Origin of the sequence: Ectobacillus funiculus, assembly GCF_004138295.1 — a bacterium.
GTDB classification, from domain to species: Bacteria; Bacillota; Bacilli; order Bacillales; family Bacillaceae_G; genus Ectobacillus; species Ectobacillus funiculus.
In genome coordinates this window covers 42,211-60,643 of the sequence record NZ_SCFM01000013.1, presented here as the reverse complement: position 1 = coordinate 60,643, position 18,433 = coordinate 42,211, and the positions used below count along the sequence as shown (strand labels likewise).

The following is an 18,433-nucleotide window of genomic DNA, read 5'->3' as shown; positions in this document are numbered from 1 at the left end:
CTAAGACTTTTAACTAAAGAAGCCTAGGCATATGTTACAGGGAGTTCTATTAGAGATCTAAAGGAAAACCTTCCTTTTTAATCTAGATTAATTTCTATATGATACTTATCATCTTCACCAAACAACATTTTACCAAATTTGATTGCCGTATCCTTCTGCATACTTGGTAACAGATGACTGTAAGTATCAAGTGTGATTCTTACATCAGCATGTCCCAAGCGTTCTGATACAATCTTAGGATTTACCCCTTGCAACAGAAGCAGTGTAGCATGAGTATGCCGCATATCATGAAATCTAATCTTTGGCAGTTTAGCTTTTTTGATGATGGCATTGAAACTTCTCCGAATATTACTTTTATTTGTTGGTGTACCTAACTCAGTGCATACGACTAAGTCCATGTTATTATAGGCTCCCGACCCTACTTCTAACTTTTCTGCTTCTATCAGTTTTCGATGCTTCTTTAACTGAAGAATAGTTTCCTCTGGTAAATCCACCGTTCTTGAGCCTGATTTTGTTTTAGTATACGGCAAAATCTCTTTTCCATCACTGCTTAAAGTTTGTGTGATTCGTACACATCCTGTTGTAAAATCAACATCTCTCCAACGAAGTCCTAATATCTCCCCCTGCCTCATTCCAGTTGTTAACGCCAACAAAAAGGCAATGTAGTACCTGCTATGATTTTCAGCATATTTTAGAAAAGTTTTTACTTCTTTTACATCCCAAACCTTTATTTCCTTCTTCACTGCTTTGGGTCTATCAACTAAAGAAGCGGGATTTTTGGGAATAAGTCCCCAACGCTCTGCTTTCTTTAAAGAGTCGTTTATTAATGTGTGTACTTTTTGTATATTTTCATCAGATAATACCTTTTCTTTAGTTAGTTGGTTATATAGCTTTTGAATTGCCATTGGTGTAAGTTGAAGAAGTTCTATATTTCCTATTGCAGGTACAATATGTTTTTCCACAAGCCATCTATATGTTTGCAAAGTTTGTTTTTTTACCTTAGTTTGCTTATCTTCAAGCCATTGATCCAATAGATAGTCCCTGTAAAGCATTTTTGTCGGAGCAATATATGTTCCTGTCATTAATGAATGTTCAAGTTCATGAAGTGCTTTAAGAGCCTCCTGCTTTGTTTTAAATCCACGTTTTTTAAATTGTCTCGGTTTACCGTCCTCTTTTTTTCCATATGTTAAGACGAAATACCAGCTCTTAGCATCCTTCTTGACCGTTCTACCTGCCATTTGTATGCCTCCTGTTTTATCAAGAAATGAAAAACAGCGACTACTCGCCGCTGCTTGTGAAGATTCAAGTATTAGTTTAGTTACTCGTGTTCTTCTAATGGGATTTGAACTTTAGTAAGAATAAAGTTTTGAATACAGATCTTTGGTATTCTATATGACTTTCCAACCTTAAAAGACTTGATTTGTCCAGACTGTAGTAATTCGTATGCCTTATTTCGGCCTATATCTAACATTTCCATTAGGTCCTCAATGGGAACCACATCATCGTATGTATCAAACATAAGATAACCTCCCTTATTTTATTTAATTCAAGGTAATAATATAGATTTAAAATCTTTAAATTTACTATATTGTTTACTGCAAATTACTTTTAATTACTATTTATTTTTTAACGTTACCATCGTTTATTTGGTATTCTTTTGTACAATTAAGGAACGTTAAATAACCCTTTAATTAGGAAGTTAAATTGTAATGTAATTAATATCATTTGATATTAGAGGTAGTCTTTATTTGCTTTCTAATGTTATGAAGATTAATAACCATAATCTTGCCATGTAGATCATTTTCCTGTAAAAAACTTTCCAACCTCTTGGAATTCTCATAATATACCCATAATCTGTATTCCGTCTTAATAGTTCGTAATTTTTTGATGGATCTCTTACGTAGTCCTCCATCTACTGCTATTGCCAATTTAATATCTCCTGACTTATTAAACCACACTACATCCATGTATCCATTTTTATTAGACGCATATTTTTTTATTTTTACTTTTGCCTCATGGTACCCAAATGTTTCTGCTAGATGGATTAGATAATCACATAACTTTCTATATAAATCCTCACTGTTTTTTATCATTGGCATTAATACATTTATTTGTTTAGATAGCATTCCTTCAATACGCAGGACATCTTTCACATTCAAATTGATCACCGCATTGAATTTTATAACTTAAACTGATGAGCTAAAGGCAGATTGTATCCTTCGTCTTTCACTACTTTTCATATTGCAGTACTTATAGTGAATTCTATATAATAGCAGTACTGTTATTTTTTAAATCCCACTGTTCTAATTCATTTTGTTTCTTTAGATAATCTGTAAAGTAGTTAACAATGTTGCTTCGTAGGTTAGGTAAGGTTTCTACTCCCCATTCTGACGGTAAAGCAACTGGATTCATTCCTAGCTTCCTAAGTTGATTTAATCTCTTACTAAAATCATCAGCTGCTTTCTTAGCATCAGGTTTCATCGCTACATATTTCAATCGCGCTTTCCATATACTACCTTCCTGATTAATCAATTTATAAATTCCTCTTAATAGCATTTTCTTATTCTGAGGTTCAACCTTTTCAATAATCTTTACGCCTTGATCATAAGTATAGTAGGTACCCGAACCAACAATAAGATCATAGAAATACATAATTCTCTTCTGGGATCTTTCTAGTTTCAAGAAATTAAGTACTGAATTGTCTTTTGATTTCATATAGTCTTGTACATCACTATTTTGTGTTTCTAAACGGAATACACCTCTAAGTTGCTCGAGATTGTTGAATTTCTTTTTAGTTTTCTCTTGTTTACTGCACTGGGTTGCATAACGATCATACCAATTAATTCTAAAGTTTTTGCATATAATATAAACGTTGTTTTCTTCATTAAAATATTTTAAAGAGTCTTGATTACACATGTAATTTGCTAAATTACCTTTTTTAAATAAGAACATATATTTAGAAAGTAATTGTTCGTTCATCTTTAAATCAATTGCATCGTCAATTCTTTTCACTTTCCAATCAAATAGATCGGGGACATCAAGACCAATTGTATCCCTGATTAGATAATTGAAGTTACGACGAGCAGTTACAAATTCATGAAGATGTGTAACGTCATTGTAATTGCCTGCTTCGACTAATAATTTTGGTCTTAATAAAATTTCTATTGCCTGATAACCGTACCTCCAATTATTCCGTAACCTTATTTCCTCAAAACCATAACTTGCTAATCCATAAGTAATCATCGCGTTACTATCACTCTTTTTCTTTTTATTAAGACGATCTAATGAATGGTCTTTTAAAAATAAATTCAAGGTACTAACAATTGCTCTATACTCACTTCCAGTCAACTGCCAAGTAATATACATAGTATCTATCACTATATATACCTCCTATAAGATAAGATTAGAGTAGAGAAAACACAGTCCCATAAAGAATACAAGCGGAGGGGACTATATAATTTAACTCAAAGCAATGTTAGATAAAAAATAAAAAAGTACTCTATAGAGTACTTTTTAAAATAACCGTGCACTTTTTTATTTTTGTTGCTCTTTAATATATTCCTTTGCTCTTGTCCAGTCCATCCTAAAAATTTTAATAGTGGTTCCACAGGCATTGAAAGCTTTTTCTATAGTTCTAACTTGAATCTTATCAAGATCCTTACCATCTCGAGGCGGAAGTACAATCTTATTTTTATATAGCTCATTATATATTTGATTCTTTGCTTCTGGGGAAGTAATCTCCTGTCGGTCAGAACTTTGACTAGTCTGAATCCTCTCAAAAATATTATTTTTAATATATAAGATGTTTTTATCATCAACCCAGCCTATTGTGTTTCGATTCTCCTCTGAAGGAGTTCCTTTCTCTTTATACTTAACAGGCTTAGTGTCTTCGAGTAAATTTAAAAGGTTTTCTAAAAAAAATACTTGCTTCTCTGATGTAGAATTTACGGTAACTGCCTCTAAAAAAGGAGCAATTATACTCCCGTTTCTAAAAATTTGTATAGCTTCCTGATAGTAGGGGGTTTTTAATTTATCATCTATTGCCTTTATCACTTCCCCATACTCTAAGAATAAATCAAACCCCATCAATAATAATGTATTAACTTGTACTTTGTTAATGTCATACTCAGTAATTTCATCATTAAACAACTTCTGATAACTTTTGTGACGTCTAATAAATTCCTTCTTAATCTTTTTTTGATCGTCCTCACCTAAAACTTTCCTCAAGAAACGAATAAAATAAGAACTACATGTCGTAAGGTGCTCAGGATTTGATTTAAGTTCAGATAATAAAGGTATATTGACTTGTACATCGTTGATATTCAAATTAAAAACAAAATCCTGATCAATTTTGTTTTTACCTAGCAAAAGCAACATATTTTCAATCTCGTTATCTTGAAGTAACTTCCGAGCTAGTGCTATTTTTTGATTCTGATTTTCAGTGTTTATAATGAGAATGCTATCTCGAATTTTTAATGCCTTGTTCCGGAGTTCTTCACTAGGACTATATAGGTTCGAATGAAACTTAGCATTAATGCTATTCAAGTTATGTTGTCTGTTAAATAAATTGCAAAAAAGATTCGCAAATCCTTCTCTTCTTAGATCTCTGTTATCTCCAGAGATACATACTAAAAACTTAGTTAAATCTGATTCATTATACTGGATTAGGCTAGTGACCAAAGAGAGAAATGTATATGAAAGCAGGGGGATGGTTATCTTCTTATCGGCAACATCCAGCATTTTCAAAGTATATAAATAAGCATCTTGAAGAGTGAGTGTTCTATCAACCTTCATGTTATATGTAGAACTTAAACGGCTACTATACATTAAATCAAGTTTGGAAGGGGGTGTGACGGGAACATAATTCCAACTCATTCCACCTTTTATCCATCCCATTTGATTTGTATAGATAATTTTAGGCTCATTCTTTAATCTCTTTTCAGCAAATTGTTTAATTACAGAAAGATAGCTTCGGTAATTCTTCACCAATTCGCTGTCCTTGTTCAATCTGAACTTTCTTCTCGTTGTATCTGAAGTAAGCCAATCTGCCGTTTCCAGTGAATCTGTATTTATGTCCATGACAAGAATATCATACTTTCTCTTCTTATCCTCTTGTTTTTGTATGGCAAGTACTCTTAAGCCAACCTCTGTCTCTTTCAAACCATCGGAGAAGTAAATCTTATGTATAGGAAAGAGAAAAAAATTATTTAGCACTTGATCCTTATTTGTGATATTCTTATTTGTAACAACTTGGTAAAGTCTGTTTACATACATGTTAATTTTGTTTTTAACAAGAATCTTGTTAAATGCTTCCCTCATTACATTTATTAGTATTTCTTTAAGATCCTCATCCTTAAACTTACTTGTTTGTAAAGTTGCATGTCCCTTAACGCCTTCTATTATTTCCATCATGAAACTCCTAAAAAATAATTTTTAATTTGCCTACAAACATCTATTTGATGTAGAAGAAACAACAAACGTGAACACTAAACTATAACTATCATAGATAATAAAACCAATATTCTTCTCTATTATAAAATGATATTTAGGAATTTGTAATCATGTAATCGTGTAATTCTGTAATTAAGCATAAAGAGTCAATTGAATTTTAAAGAAAAAGGAACCATATAGTTCCTTTTCCTTTTCTCCTATTGGGCAATAGTGCTCCCTAGCCATTCACCTATAACCTCACCAATCTTTCCTCCTGCTTCTCCTGCGATAATCGTTCCAACTACTTTACCAATTACACGACCAATTTCCTTACCTTGTTCACCGTCTCCGCCTAATAAATCTTGCTTCATTAAAATTCTCCCTTCAAGTTCTCAATATTCAACATACTCCTAAACTATAGTAATCTTTATTTAATCACCCCTTTCAAAACAAGAAAGACGATATTATCCACAAAGGTAATAAGAAGCACCTAGAAAAGAATAGTTAACGAAATCTTTTCTAAATGATTACTGATTGGTTACCTTTCATGGTTATATCGTCTAATATTCTTAATGTATTAATTAGGGATTAAATTTATAAAATACAGATTTCAGTGTTTTTTGAAGCCGAAATAGAAATCACTTCAAAATTTCCTAAGTATTTTCCACTACTAAAAACAATCCCCTATAAAGCAATTTTCTAAACCTTTCTTTGTTCTATCCTAATTATTTACATTCTTAAAACAACTTTTAGCTCTTAGAATTCATCATTTCCACCCTAACTCTAAAGTCATACCTTATCAATAATCAGATGGTAAGAGCATAGTGGCGTATTCCCCATTATCTATTACCCATACTTTGCTATTAATCAATTCTTTAGAGTGCAAATTGAATTTGTATTCTAATTGTGAAGGAGGATACTCCTGTTTATTACAGACAAGTTGATATTCCTGATCTGGTTGTAATTCAAATATCTGTAAGTAATCGAGTTGGTCCCCAGCTGCTTTTCTACAATCAATAATAAGCCACAGAAACTGCTGTAACTCTACTGGAGTCAATTCATGCGCTGCTTTTGTAACGTAGCGTTTTTGATTAACTCCAAACATTTATAATTTTCCCTCCCTGTTTTGTACCCTTAGAGCTAATAAAATTAAGAAGCAGTAGGCTATACCCCTTTGATCCGTTCTCCCAAGATAATTGAATACCTGTTTTTTATAATATCTTAAATACGGTCATTAGGGCTCCTGCTTACTACCTCCTGAATAGTATCCTCATTCGTTTTACGCTCTTTATTGTAGTTTCTTTCAATGTTTTTTCTGTTAATTTTTCTCATCACCAACTTGCTATTTATATCATTGGATAAACTATATAAAGTCTCATCTCGTATGATTATCTTGCTGTATTTCATACCCACACTCCTAACTACATATGCCCCTTTTCCTTGAGCGAAACAAAGTTTTCCTCACAAACAATCAAATGATCTAGCACATCTATACCTATGATTTTCCCTGCTTCAACAAGCCGTTTGGTAACCTCAATATCCTCCCTGCTCGGGGCAGGATTTTGACTTGGATGATTATGACCGACAATAACTGAAGCAGCATTACTTAATATAGCTGGCTTAAATACTTCCCTTGGGTGTACAAGACTCGCATTTAAACTACCTATATGACAAACATTAATTGCGGTGGGCTGATTCTTTGTGTCAAGACACACTACGACAAAATACTCTCGATCAGCCTGTTCAAGGAACTTTTTAAGTAACCCGTACGCATCATTCGGAGAAGTAATCTGGCGTTTAGGGTACAGAATACTGCTCTCCTTTACAAGCTTTAAACTAACTACGCTAATACGTTTTGCTGGTTGTCTCTTAAGTGTTTTTCGAAGTTCCTCGCTCATAGTTAATGTTAACTGCTCCATTTCCAATCTTCCTCTCTAATTTATTAAACGGGTTTATAGTTTTCTTACTGTAGAAGCACCTATCTGCATTTCTCTCTAAATTGGGCATATAGCTGTTTTAAACTATTCCTTAATTAAGTATCTATACATATCGGCATCAATTCCTCCCTCTGCATTTCTTGTATACATAGGGATAATATATAAATGAAAAAGCATTTAAAACGATTTAAAATATAATAGGGATACAAACTTACTCTTATTTAAAGTAAGTTTGTATCCCTATAAAATAACCTGAAACTTGTGGTAAGAGTGACTTATATTTCCCCCTTTATTTTTCAACTACATTTTGTATTTCCTGCAACTTTTTCTGGCTTTCTTTATACGTTACATATAAATGCTCGACCAAATCTTGAGTTCGGAACAAGAGCAAGAATATTATCAGGCTTTTTTGTCTCGCCCTCTATCCTTTGAATGCAGCATCAAGTAGAGAACAAAATTGTGAAGCGTCTCAAGTTAGCAATCTTTCTGTATCATAAAACGCTAGATAAATTTACTATCTTTTTCTTACAATAGGCTTTATTGATTGGTATCTTATAAATGAATTATACAAATCTCCTATAAAATCCAGAAAGTCATTATTTCTAAAATCATAACTTTGATATTTATCTTCGCAAAGTTTAAAGTGAATAGCATCCTTATTTGTGTTTAACCAAATCCGTGATTGACTGCTCTCCTCACTTGTAGGAAGTTTAGTTCGATTAGCACATTCTACTTCTAAAAATTCCTCTGGATAACAATTAATACAAATGAATAAGTGTGGAACCTTAGTTGCATCATTCATATCAACCATAATCCATCTCTGTCTAAAACCATCAATATAAACTGAATAGCCGTTCTTTCGCTTTGATTCAATGTTTAAATTAGGAAATTTTGTTGTTAAGGCTTGAATAAAATATGTATTAATTTTTTTAGGAAATGATGATTCCATACTGTCTCTCCTTAATACAAAATTTTCATACTTTCTATCACTACTCTTACCCTCAATCCAATGCTACCCGTCCAACGTATCAACTGTTTAGATTAATAGGCAAGTAATCAGGATTTCTTATATCTTCTTGCCAACTTATTTCAATAATGTTGATAAGATGCTTTCCTATCCTGACAAATATCTAGATTCAATCATACCGTCTAAATTTTTTATTTCAACAAGCGGTTGAAAAGTAACTCTTCTTTAGAGAAAGTGACTACTTAGTTATACTTAACTCAGAATTGCTATAAAGTATTTATAGGTATGATGGTTTATTTTCACTCTTATTTCAACCAATATATAGAATGATTAATTATCTTTGTCTATTCTAGTCAAGTTATGCTGTCATTATTTTAAGTAACAATCTACAAATTGTTCCCCCATTCATTAACAGTATTCCTTTCTCATCAGCTAGCTTACAAGCTTCTTCAGTAAAGTCGTCAGCTAATGACATTACACATCCATCCGCGCTTGGTTCCTTTTCCATCATTTGGATTAACTGTCGTACTGCATGGGCGTCAGTCGTTCCGGAATGTTTCTTGATTTGAACAAATAAGATTGTCTGCCCCGTTTCAAAGGGAGAAATTTCTGTTCTCTCCCTTGTACAAAGTAAATCCACATCTCCCCCCTTGCCATCAAAAACATTTTTATTTTGGATCCTATACCCCTCTTTTACTAATAAATGCTCACAAACAGCCTCAAAGGAGATATGACTTATACTTGGACTAATATTAGTTAGGCTCCCCTTTAATCTATGAAGAATCAATGAATATTGCTCATGCAAATATTCCTCTATGTAGGATAAGTTAAAAGTAGCGGCAGCATTCTCCTCTAACTCATATATGATTTCCTTAAATTTGGATTCAAATTGTTCTATAGGTAAAATCGGCAATCTTAACCATTGTAGTTTTCCATACCATGAAGCCAGTCTGTGATTGTAAATACTGATATTTCCATTCAATCCATATGATTTTTTCACCTTGATTACGTGGTTCAAATGTGTATCATCTTCTGGATTATACACATAGCAAGAAGGATAGTTCCCGTCTACAATATGTATTGATACCGTTCCGTTCTCTGGGAAATGTGGAGTGACTAAAATGTCACCGTCTCTAAATAACTTCATTTTCATTAAATTAGTTGGGATCCTAGTACTCGTAAGTTCATAGTATTTCTTACACAAAAGTTGATAGTTGTCCTGTTCAATACTTAAACCTCCATTTTCACCTCCTCCCCATCCTTGAGAAAGGACACCCTCTCCTTTCAATCTCTTCATTATTGTATCCCTTCGATTTCTATCAATCCTAAAGTTGTAAATCATTAACACTCCTCCTTTAATCCAGTTATTAAATAAGTATCCCTAATTCAGAGAAACTACGTTATTATATTTATGAATTAGACATCAAATTCAAACATATTTATAAGCCTTTTCCCATATTTCTCTAGAAATTGATGGCCCAAATTTTAAAGATGTTCTGTTAAATGGTCTTGCAAAAAAAGGATCTACTTGCTTGATTATAGAAACGATGTCACCATAGGGAATTGGTATTACTAGTTCATAAAACTCATCCAAAGACATAAAATATTCTGCCTCTACTTCCCCATTATCTTCTTTCTTCTGAACCCTCCCGTCCGCTATTCCTCTCGCAATAATCCCTATCTCATTGCTGTATAGTAATACTTTATCACCTGTTTGAATCCCTTCAATCTCATGCTTAGTAGAACGATAAGCTGCACATTTTCGTTCCTTTAACATTTCTTGCTCATATCTATGCTCTCTTTGTTTATTAGTATTAATGATAAATAGATTCATATTCGATTCCCCCTCAAAATAAATTGTACATATATTACCACTTATTTCTTTACGCTAAAAGCAATACTTCATTTAGCCTTCACAATGTATTAACCTCTCTAGATAATACTATTCAACTACAGAAAAGAACGTGAGTACCTTTCCCGCCCTCTGCTCTTACAACAAACTATTTAAAACACATTGCCTTCTTAATTCCTCTTGCTCCTCTGTATCTAATACCACCTCTTCTCCATCCCAAATGATTTTTCCTGTTTTATCAATGTAGTTCAAAACTTTCATAATTCAGCCAATCTTCTTTGTTCCGATTTAAGTAAGATCTTCCTATTTGAGTACCCAAATTTGCTCAGCATATACCTTCATATCCCTTGCATAATATAAATAGTTAATCAGATTATATTCCGAACTATGATATGGTTAAACAAGATTCCTAACGAATTAAACTTCCTACGAGCAGGAAAACTATAGCTTCCATAAAAACTAAACATTCCCCTGAAGAAAAGCTATAGTAATAACTTCCTCAAAGTTAAAAAGTTATTTCGATGAAAGGAACTTTCTTTAACCTAAATCCTTCCTTTGTTACAATGTATAATAATTACATAGGAGGAAAAATTATGCCCAAATTTTTAGGAAGTGAATTTAAAAACTCTATATCTAAAGACTTAAAAAGTTGTAAACAGTCGATTACCATCATCTCCCCTTATATTACACAAAACGCGGTAAGAAGATTGATAGAGACTTTACCTTCTTGTATCTCATCTCGGCTCTTCATTACTCTTCCCCCGGGTCCAGAGTATGTCATAGGAACAGTAGAAGTTGAAGGGTTAGAGTTATTAGCACAAGCAGGATTTGAATTAAGATACCTGGAGAACCTTCATGCGAAAATCTATCTTTTAGACCAAAAGTATGCATATATAGGTTCTGCTAACCTAACTTCAAGCGGATGGGAATTAATAGGGAAATCGGGTGAGGGAAATGTTGAGGATATGGTCAGGCTTCCAGTTACAGAACTAGATTTCACTCACGTTAAAAAACGTTATATAGTTCCTTCGGAGTTTCTTGATCTGAAAGGGGAATGGAGGTACGAGGTAGAAAAATATAAAAAACAATTACTGAAACAGTATCAAGAAGCACTTAATGGAATGAAAATTGAACGTAAGCCTAAAAACTTTACTATGTTTTCTAGGTATCAGTTTCCACCTAAAGATGATCTCTGGTACTTTCAATTTTCACTGGCAAAGACCACAGGGTATTTAGTCAAAAAAGAAAAGCAAAATTTTATTTTTAAGCTGGGTGGAGATGAGAAGAACCCTGATGCTACACTTTTTGTCCCGTATAAAAAGGTAGGTAAATTTTTAACAGAGAAATATTTAGATGGTGCTAGAAAGAGCTGGCAATTTCGTATCGGTATTGATCTACATAACCAAATTACCTTTAGGATAAAGGAGGAACGAGTTATTTTGGATAGGGATTTAGAGGGGGATCTTCAGAATGTTTATCCAAAATAACTTTAAAGTTTGCTAATTTAGCATATATTACTGTTTCGTATGTTTTCATTACTTCCCCTTCAAACAAAATAACACTCAATTCCTTAAACAGAAGGAACTAGGCTTAAAGCGTAGGCGTCAAATTTTACACACATAGTGAATTTTCATTGCCTGATTAAGACTTAAGATAAGATTGCTATTACTAAATGTTGGTGGACAAACTTAATGATATCAACTTAAATCGTAATTATATGCTATTCACCCGTTCTAAGATTTTGATTATATGACAATAGCAGCAAGGAACCGTAATCGGTTCCTGCTTCTTCTTTTAAGACTAGTTGTGAAACACACTCAACATGTCCAGAGTAATGAACTAAATATTATTCAAACTATTTAAAAAACAGTCTAATTCACCTTCTGTTTTAAATTTGAAAGAATATCCATAATGTATTGGATTTTGTCCATTATTCATTCTCTTAGGAAATTGTCTTAATGCAGTATTATGATACTTGTCATTACTTTTACTTTTTAAGGTTAAATTTCCTTCGACAATATTTGGATTCAAAACAATACTTATTTCTTGGGTAGGCAATAAATATAATACATTTTTAGTTTTAATATTTTCAAACTCTACAGCCTTATTGGTTTCCTTTGTAAATTCGAAATTGTTACTAGTAAAAATCTTATATAGTTTCTCCATCGAATACTCCCCCTTACTTCCTAATTATAATATTAACTATAAAAGGTATATTTGTTTTTTGTGTATCACATTGTCCGAAGTGTATGAAGCATATGTAGGAGCACTATCCAATCGTCCACGGTTATGAAATGACATTCACTCAACAGGTTTAACTATGGACTGATGCAATATTAGACAACAAACGAACTTTGCTTTACTGACTCTTTTTTTTATACAGTTGCTTAGCAAGATCCCCAATCTCATCGCCATACTTAACCGCAGAAAGCCATTTCTCAGGAATTGCATTCACACCATAATACGCTCCGGCAATCTGGCCATAAACAGCACCCGTTGTATCTGCATCATTTCCAAGGTTCACAGCAAGCAGCAAGCCCTCCTCAAAACTCTTCCCATGATAAAAGGCCCATAATGCCGCCTCTAATGAATCAACCACATAGCCAGTTCCTTTAATCTCTGGCGGTTGCTTATGCTTAAAAGATCCTTTGGCTACCTCAGTCAATTCATCATGCAGAGGTTTTTTCTCCCATGCATTTGGCACTGGACAGTATAATGGTTGCAAGAGCTCTTCTTTTGTTACACCATGCAATGCTCCCATAATGAGTCCACTCATATATCTGCACGCATCAACGGCTCTTCTTTCTCCGTGTGTCGTCCGGGAGCTTTCTCCTGCCATCTCAAGACCAGCCTCTAGGTCTTCTACATAAAATAAAGAAATGGGACATAACCTCATGATACTGCCATTTCCTGCAGACCACTCGTCTGTCGAACCACAAAAAGGCTTTCCTGTCTCTTCAAATAGCTTCAGTGCATCTGCCGTCGTATTACCAATGTCAAAACACCAACCTGTTGCGCTTCTGTATCCTTCCCGATACCACCTCACATAACGTTTCATTTGATCATGTGCATCAAATCCGCTGCATGCAAGCAAGCTGTCTGCGAGACAAAGCGCCATCGCTGTATCATCCGTATATTCTCCTTTCTCTAAACGGAACGGTCCTCCGCCCAGCATATCTGTTACGGGTTGAAATGTCCCTGGCTGCTTAAACTCTAAAGCTACTCCCACACAGTCTCCTACTGCCAATCCCAAAAGGCTTCCTTTGTAGCGATCAATTGTTTGAATCATTTCTGTTTCTCCTCCCATTCAATCACGATCTTTTGGTATGTAAGTTTTTCTCTGCACGTCGGACACTGTGCGTGATGTACAAACAGATCGCTTATTCGCGCATATTTTTTTAATATGTAAAATCAGTCCTTTTACTAGTCAATATTGATAGTGACTTTGACGAAGAACGTTATAAAACACACATTCCAAATGAGATAAAAAAATGTTCTGGAATTACTTGGGATAGTATAATTTCTTTGTACTTATAATTTCTATCTTTTTTATTATAGTAGATTTAGTAAGTATTTTTGAATTAACCAATACATTAAAAAGGAGTTGTAGAAATGAACGATTTAATTCTTTTATTAAAAATTGGGGGATCTCTTAAAGAAGGAAAAGCTCCATATGAAGCCACTTCTGGAAATTGGAAAATAAGTAAAGATAAAATTAAGAAAGATCAAATCAGATATGTAGCTGGCCTGGATAACATTTATAAAAATAAAGTAGTCGGCGTTTACAATCCTCAACAATGGTACAAGATTGAAAAGGGTCCAGAAAAAGAAATTGGTAGATTCTATTTTGATGGTATTGAAGCAAAAAATGAGATTTTAGAGAAATTAAATAAAATATATGATTTGTTATTAAGTCGATTCGGTAGGGGTTCAGAAAAAGCCTATATTTCCGTGTCAGAATTAGAAGAATTACTTTCCGCATCTTCGACAAAATAAGATTACCACTAATCGTCTGACAGTATCTATCCTTTTATACAAGCATTTAAAGACTGGTCAAGATTTTTTATTTTTCTATGTCACAGGTTTTGTATGAGAAAACATGAAATACCCTGTAAACCCTTGATATAACTAGCTTTTTTCTCGATATTTCCTAGATGTAAAATATATGTATGATTTTAATAGAATGGAGAGCACTGGTTCGATTCTAGTCAGAATCATATAAAAAACCTTGTAGTCCTAATGAATGGACTGAAAAAGTTTGTTTAAGGAGAAAAAGAAACTAACTTGGCAGTTTCTTTTTCCTTTTAATTCAATAATAGATTAATCCAATTCACTATTAAATTAATATTTGAGGGCTTGTGGTGAATGTAATCATTCCATCCAAAGATTTTTAAAGGCTGTTTAGGTTTTATACCAAAAAATTCATCAACTTCTTTGTAATATCCTTCAACTTTAGGATATCTTCTTAAGGATACAGTAGTATGGTCAACCATGAAATATCTTTCTAAAATTGTTTTTGAAGTCGTAAATCCATTTAAACTGTTAAATCAATAAAATTTTCCTTTTATACGATATAAAAATCAAAGAGAACCGAAGAAGTCAGAACTTATCTACTACTTCCTCCAATATTTTTTTGATATTTAAGCTTGTAACATAAACAATCTGTTTCCCTTCATCAATGGCTCTTTCCTTCGCTTCCCACATTGCTGCATGAGAAATATAATTAGTGATTACCGCAATGACATCTGATTTTTTTAAAAGCTCATAAAACGCAGAATCTAATTTTTCACCACTATGCTTAATAATTTGACAATTTTCCAGAAGCAACTCTTGTTCCTTGCGCCGATAACCACCAATAATACCAACTGTTTTTCCTTTTAAAACACTAATATCCACTTGAATCTCTTTTGGTGAGTCAACATCATCTTCAAAAGGTTGTTCTTGGATATGTACCTGCGGCGTATCCGGCTTAAGCTGAGCAAGAAGTTGACGGTTCATTGCCTTTAGCTCGGCAATTAGCCCTTTATATTCCTTGATTTTTCGAATATCATCGGGTTTGCGTTCAAAATTGATGATATTCTGCCGTTCGAAATCCCTTTGCTTTTCATAGAACTCGAATAGTTTTTCTTCCAAATTATATTTTGCAGCTCGTTCTTCTTGTAGTTGACGTGTCGTACTTTGAAATCGATGAATTAACTTTATGTGTTGCAATTCTAGTTGAGTTAATCGATTAATAAGCATCTCTGTTTCCTTTTGAGGCTTTTTAATCACTTTGCTAATATGTTTTGCTCGAAACAGCTCCAGCTCTTGGGGAAGCGGGAAATGTAAGACTGTAAAGTATATTCTCTCCGCACCAAATATTTTAATATCTTTTTCCACTTCCCAGTCTTTTGGAGAGGTCTTTAGATAGATGTCATTCACCAATTCACGATTAACCTCCCTCCAAAACAGCTTTTTTTCCTTAACCGTTTGACAGTATTTTTTCACATCTCTTCGCAGTTCAGGTAAATTTACTTTTGGGCGAAACTGTTTCCTATTTAATAGCATGAGCGCATCGTTTATCTCTTTAATGGTCAGTTCACGACAGATTCGATCCCATTTCTCTAGAGCATACACGGTGTATGCTTCCCAGAAAGCATCTTTTTGTTGTGCAAAAGTATCTGCTTGTTTAGAAACACCTACTTCATGAAATTGGGCCTCTTCTTCAGTTAAAGCCGAGCCATACACACCTCCATCGTCCCCCGCTACATCTATATCTTTTCCAATTACACGGCGATTAAGAATTTTATTTGAAAGCTGATCTTTTAATAATAACTCTTCCGGGTACATATCTTCCCCACAGTTCATACAAAAAATCGGCCTTATCTCTAGTTTTAGATTAGAGACATTAAGCTCAGAGATCTTCATTAATCCAAGATCGTAGGCAATTTTCATTACCGATCTTTTACAATCGGGACAACGACTAAAGTAATAGTAGGTTAGATGGACTTGTTGGTTGGGATGCATCATGTTATTTCCCCTTTACTAAGCGTTATGTTGGTTAACTCCATTATAACTTTGGGTGGATTACAAAACTGTAATTTACTTTATTTCCCTTCTGCTGTACTCATTTCTTCCATCCACTCTATCAATTTCACATAATCACCACTCTTTCTGTAGCCTTCAGCTCTTTGTTTCATTTGTTGGTTTCGTTTAAAAGAATAAATCTTTCTTTCTCTTATTTCTTCTGAGTGTTCCTTTAACTTATAAGCCATCTTCAATGTATCCTCATAAATTTTTTTCATATCCCAGCTTTCTGTTTCCCCCTTTCTAGCAACAAACTGCGCGCCTGTGCCCCCTTTAAAGGTGACTTCCCACGTATAGTTCAATTTCAACTCATTAAGATATCTCTTTTGGATAATATGGAACCAAGCACCGTTATAGACACCTGAAAATTGTAAATTAGGTGCATGTTTTAAATGCCCATCGCATCCGGCTAAGCAGGAAATCCCAGCCTGATTTACAGTTTTAACTAAGCATGCAATATAAGGGTCTAATTCCATCGTATTGACTTTTAGCCCATATTTCCGATTCACAAAGGCTCTCCATTTGTAATGATAGTTATTCATATTAACTGGAAATTCGCGGCCCATCTCAGTAGTAATTTTTTTCATCATTATTACTGGAAACCTATTTACAAGCAGTTGAAAGTTGTTACCATCCCAAAATATAGGAATACTTAATTTCGTTAATAGTGCCTTTAAAGCTGGATAATCTAACGCTGCGCTTCCGCTAACTAACGTAAGAAATGGTCCCTTCTTCTCCACTAAAAAGCCTCTCATCTCTAATGCTTCAAACAACCTTTCCTGACCATCCATTAACTCAAGTGCAAATAAATTTGATTTCATCCTTCAGCACCTCCCTATTTGTTAACTTAAGTATAAAATAAAGAGGATTACAAAATTGTAATCCCCTCACTGGAACTTGAACGTCGACTTCTCATGTTTTTGTAATGAATACTTCCTTTTAACAATTGATGGTCCCAAACATAAATTCCTGCTACCGTCTTTAGGAGAGCCTTTCCTTCAACCCCTGTTGTAATTTTAATATCCGAACGAATATCCTTTATCATTCTCGGGACATAGGAGTCTGACATATTTTCAGAATCATGGCCCCAAAGAACTTCCGCAATCTGAGGTATAGATATTCCGGTTTCACTAAGCATGATCGTTTCTAATATTTGCGCCTTTACTGATGAAATCTGGACACTCTCCATTTTACCATTCAAAATTGTTTGAAATGGATGAATGATAAGTACTACACGCTCTCCAGTCATGACACTATTTTCTATATCCTCTTCTGTTTCAATTAAAGTTCCATGTTGCTGCGTAAGTGGAATATACCCTTTTCTTTTTGAAGCTTTTATTTTTGCTTGATAAGGTTTTAAAAATGTAGCTAATGCAGGATCAGACTTGGTCTTTTCTTCTACTTTAAGCAGGTAGTGAAACGCATCTGATATATACAAAAGCTTGTAATAGCAAAGAGCCATATTGCAAAAGAGCTTGTTTTTGAGTTTTTCATCTAACCCTAATTTAATTGCACGTTCCGCGTAAAACAATGCTCCCTCAAAATTTTTTTCCTTTTCCAATAAGAACGAAAGATGATAGCACGGTCTGGGGTCCTTATAATCTATGTATGTAGCCTGTTTCAAATAACGGACTGCTCTTTGGAAATGGGAAAATTTCATCTTTTCATTTCTTCCAAAGTTCAAGTACAACCGGGAAAGTGACTGTAAATACTCCCCTTTATTTGCGCTGTCTACCTCAATACACTTTTCATAGAGTGATATCCCCGCTTGAATCCACTCCTGCTCGTCCTCTTCCTCGTCGATTCCCTGCATATCCTCCCAATCCTCAAGCCGTTGCTTTAATTGTTGTATTGTTTCCAAGGTTTTTCCTCCTTAAAACCAAACTATGTTGTTCTATGAAAAAAGTTCCAATGGTAAACTCCCACAAATGAAAAAACTAAGCATAGGCACCTTATAAATCCTATCCTGCCCCCCATCCTCAATCCAATGTTGCTTGTTCAACATGTCAACTTCAAAAACTAAATATACGAGGAAAGCCTTTGTGCGATTCTAAGTGGCATTGAAGCAATACATATGGTTAAAAAAGCAAATTCGCCATGGGATGAATTCTTCCCAAAATGAAGTTAAATTTATTCATAAGTTACTTCAATTAGCTGCTTACTACCAAATCTAACAGGGTA

Annotated in this window: 19 protein-coding genes; 2 read left to right on the top strand and 17 right to left on the bottom strand. The window is 34.0% G+C overall.

All coding sequences use genetic code 11. The features are described 5' to 3' along the window. Nucleotides 1-77: 77 nt before the first annotated feature. The 12 genes from EP737_RS10505 to EP737_RS26520 all read right to left on the bottom strand — a co-directional run bounded on the left by EP737_RS10505 (nucleotide 78) and on the right by EP737_RS26520 (nucleotide 10,447). On the bottom strand, nucleotides 78-1,238 hold the full coding sequence (locus EP737_RS10505) for a site-specific integrase (RefSeq protein WP_129727929.1): 1,161 nt from the start codon (nucleotides 1,236-1,238) through the stop codon (nucleotides 78-80). A gap of 80 nt (nucleotides 1,239-1,318) precedes the next feature. Further along, nucleotides 1,319-1,519: a helix-turn-helix domain-containing protein gene (locus EP737_RS10500; protein ID WP_129727928.1), complete on the bottom strand. Its 201-nt coding sequence runs from the start codon at nucleotides 1,517-1,519 to the stop codon at nucleotides 1,319-1,321. Between the two features lie 202 nt (nucleotides 1,520-1,721). Then, nucleotides 1,722-2,159 carry a hypothetical protein gene (locus tag EP737_RS10495; protein WP_129727927.1) on the bottom strand — a complete coding sequence of 146 codons (438 nt, stop codon included), beginning with the start codon at nucleotides 2,157-2,159 and terminating at the stop codon, nucleotides 1,722-1,724. Between the two features lie 103 nt (nucleotides 2,160-2,262). Beyond that, nucleotides 2,263-3,378 (bottom strand): hypothetical protein, encoded by a 1,116-nt coding sequence (locus tag EP737_RS10490; protein ID WP_129727926.1) that lies wholly within the window; start codon nucleotides 3,376-3,378, stop codon nucleotides 2,263-2,265. 156 nt (nucleotides 3,379-3,534) lie between these two features. Then, the gene (locus EP737_RS10485; RefSeq protein ID WP_129727925.1) at nucleotides 3,535-5,409 is read right to left on the bottom strand and encodes a hypothetical protein; all 1,875 of its coding nucleotides are present in this window, start codon (nucleotides 5,407-5,409) and stop codon (nucleotides 3,535-3,537) included. Nucleotides 5,410-5,648: 239 nt separating this feature from the next. Beyond that, nucleotides 5,649-5,801, bottom strand: a complete 153-nt coding sequence (locus EP737_RS25530; RefSeq protein ID WP_165350750.1) for a hypothetical protein — start codon at nucleotides 5,799-5,801, stop codon at nucleotides 5,649-5,651. Between the two features lie 428 nt (nucleotides 5,802-6,229). Further along, nucleotides 6,230-6,535 (bottom strand): DUF960 family protein, encoded by a 306-nt coding sequence (locus EP737_RS10480; RefSeq protein WP_129727924.1) that lies wholly within the window; start codon nucleotides 6,533-6,535, stop codon nucleotides 6,230-6,232. 316 nt (nucleotides 6,536-6,851) lie between these two features. Next, nucleotides 6,852-7,349, bottom strand: a complete 498-nt coding sequence (locus tag EP737_RS10475) for a JAB domain-containing protein (protein WP_129727923.1) — start codon at nucleotides 7,347-7,349, stop codon at nucleotides 6,852-6,854. 532 nt (nucleotides 7,350-7,881) lie between these two features. Beyond that, nucleotides 7,882-8,316 carry a hypothetical protein gene (locus tag EP737_RS10470; protein WP_129727922.1) on the bottom strand — a complete coding sequence of 145 codons (435 nt, stop codon included), beginning with the start codon at nucleotides 8,314-8,316 and terminating at the stop codon, nucleotides 7,882-7,884. A 376-nt stretch (nucleotides 8,317-8,692) separates the two neighbouring features. Continuing rightward, nucleotides 8,693-9,631: a restriction endonuclease gene (locus tag EP737_RS10465; protein WP_165350749.1), complete on the bottom strand. Its 939-nt coding sequence runs from the start codon at nucleotides 9,629-9,631 to the stop codon at nucleotides 8,693-8,695. 132 nt (nucleotides 9,632-9,763) lie between these two features. Beyond that, entirely contained in the window at nucleotides 9,764-10,168 is a 405-nt protein-coding gene (locus EP737_RS10460) for a hypothetical protein (protein WP_129727920.1), read from the bottom strand. Nucleotides 10,169-10,324: 156 nt separating this feature from the next. Beyond that, nucleotides 10,325-10,447, bottom strand: coding sequence for a hypothetical protein (locus EP737_RS26520; protein ID WP_281278886.1), 123 nt, complete (start codon nucleotides 10,445-10,447; stop codon nucleotides 10,325-10,327). A gap of 332 nt (nucleotides 10,448-10,779) precedes the next feature. Between EP737_RS26520 and EP737_RS10455 the strand changes: the two genes are divergently transcribed. Continuing rightward, nucleotides 10,780-11,673 (top strand): phospholipase D family protein, encoded by an 894-nt coding sequence (locus tag EP737_RS10455; protein WP_165350748.1) that lies wholly within the window; start codon nucleotides 10,780-10,782, stop codon nucleotides 11,671-11,673. Nucleotides 11,674-12,025: 352 nt separating this feature from the next. Here EP737_RS10455 and EP737_RS10450 read toward each other — a convergent pair whose 3' ends face one another. Together EP737_RS10450 and EP737_RS10445 are read right to left on the bottom strand one after the other, a co-directional pair. Then, complete coding sequence (locus EP737_RS10450; RefSeq protein WP_129727918.1) at nucleotides 12,026-12,352, bottom strand: hypothetical protein; 327 nt, start codon at nucleotides 12,350-12,352, stop codon at nucleotides 12,026-12,028. Nucleotides 12,353-12,545: 193 nt separating this feature from the next. Beyond that, complete coding sequence (locus EP737_RS10445) at nucleotides 12,546-13,475, bottom strand: ADP-ribosylglycohydrolase family protein (RefSeq protein WP_205650917.1); 930 nt, start codon at nucleotides 13,473-13,475, stop codon at nucleotides 12,546-12,548. Nucleotides 13,476-13,798: 323 nt separating this feature from the next. On the opposite strand from EP737_RS10445, the gene EP737_RS10440 reads away from it, so the two are divergent. Beyond that, nucleotides 13,799-14,182: a hypothetical protein gene (locus EP737_RS10440; protein ID WP_129727917.1), complete on the top strand. Its 384-nt coding sequence runs from the start codon at nucleotides 13,799-13,801 to the stop codon at nucleotides 14,180-14,182. 603 nt (nucleotides 14,183-14,785) lie between these two features. Here EP737_RS10440 and EP737_RS10435 read toward each other — a convergent pair. From EP737_RS10435 to EP737_RS10425, 3 genes are all read right to left on the bottom strand, one after another. Beyond that, nucleotides 14,786-16,195 (bottom strand): DUF2325 domain-containing protein, encoded by a 1,410-nt coding sequence (locus EP737_RS10435; protein ID WP_129727916.1) that lies wholly within the window; start codon nucleotides 16,193-16,195, stop codon nucleotides 14,786-14,788. Nucleotides 16,196-16,272: 77 nt separating this feature from the next. Further along, nucleotides 16,273-17,073 (bottom strand): hypothetical protein, encoded by an 801-nt coding sequence (locus tag EP737_RS10430; RefSeq protein WP_129727915.1) that lies wholly within the window; start codon nucleotides 17,071-17,073, stop codon nucleotides 16,273-16,275. 47 nt (nucleotides 17,074-17,120) lie between these two features. Next, nucleotides 17,121-18,113 (bottom strand): tetratricopeptide repeat protein, encoded by a 993-nt coding sequence (locus tag EP737_RS10425; RefSeq protein ID WP_129727914.1) that lies wholly within the window; start codon nucleotides 18,111-18,113, stop codon nucleotides 17,121-17,123. Between the last annotated feature and the right edge of the window lie 320 nt (nucleotides 18,114-18,433).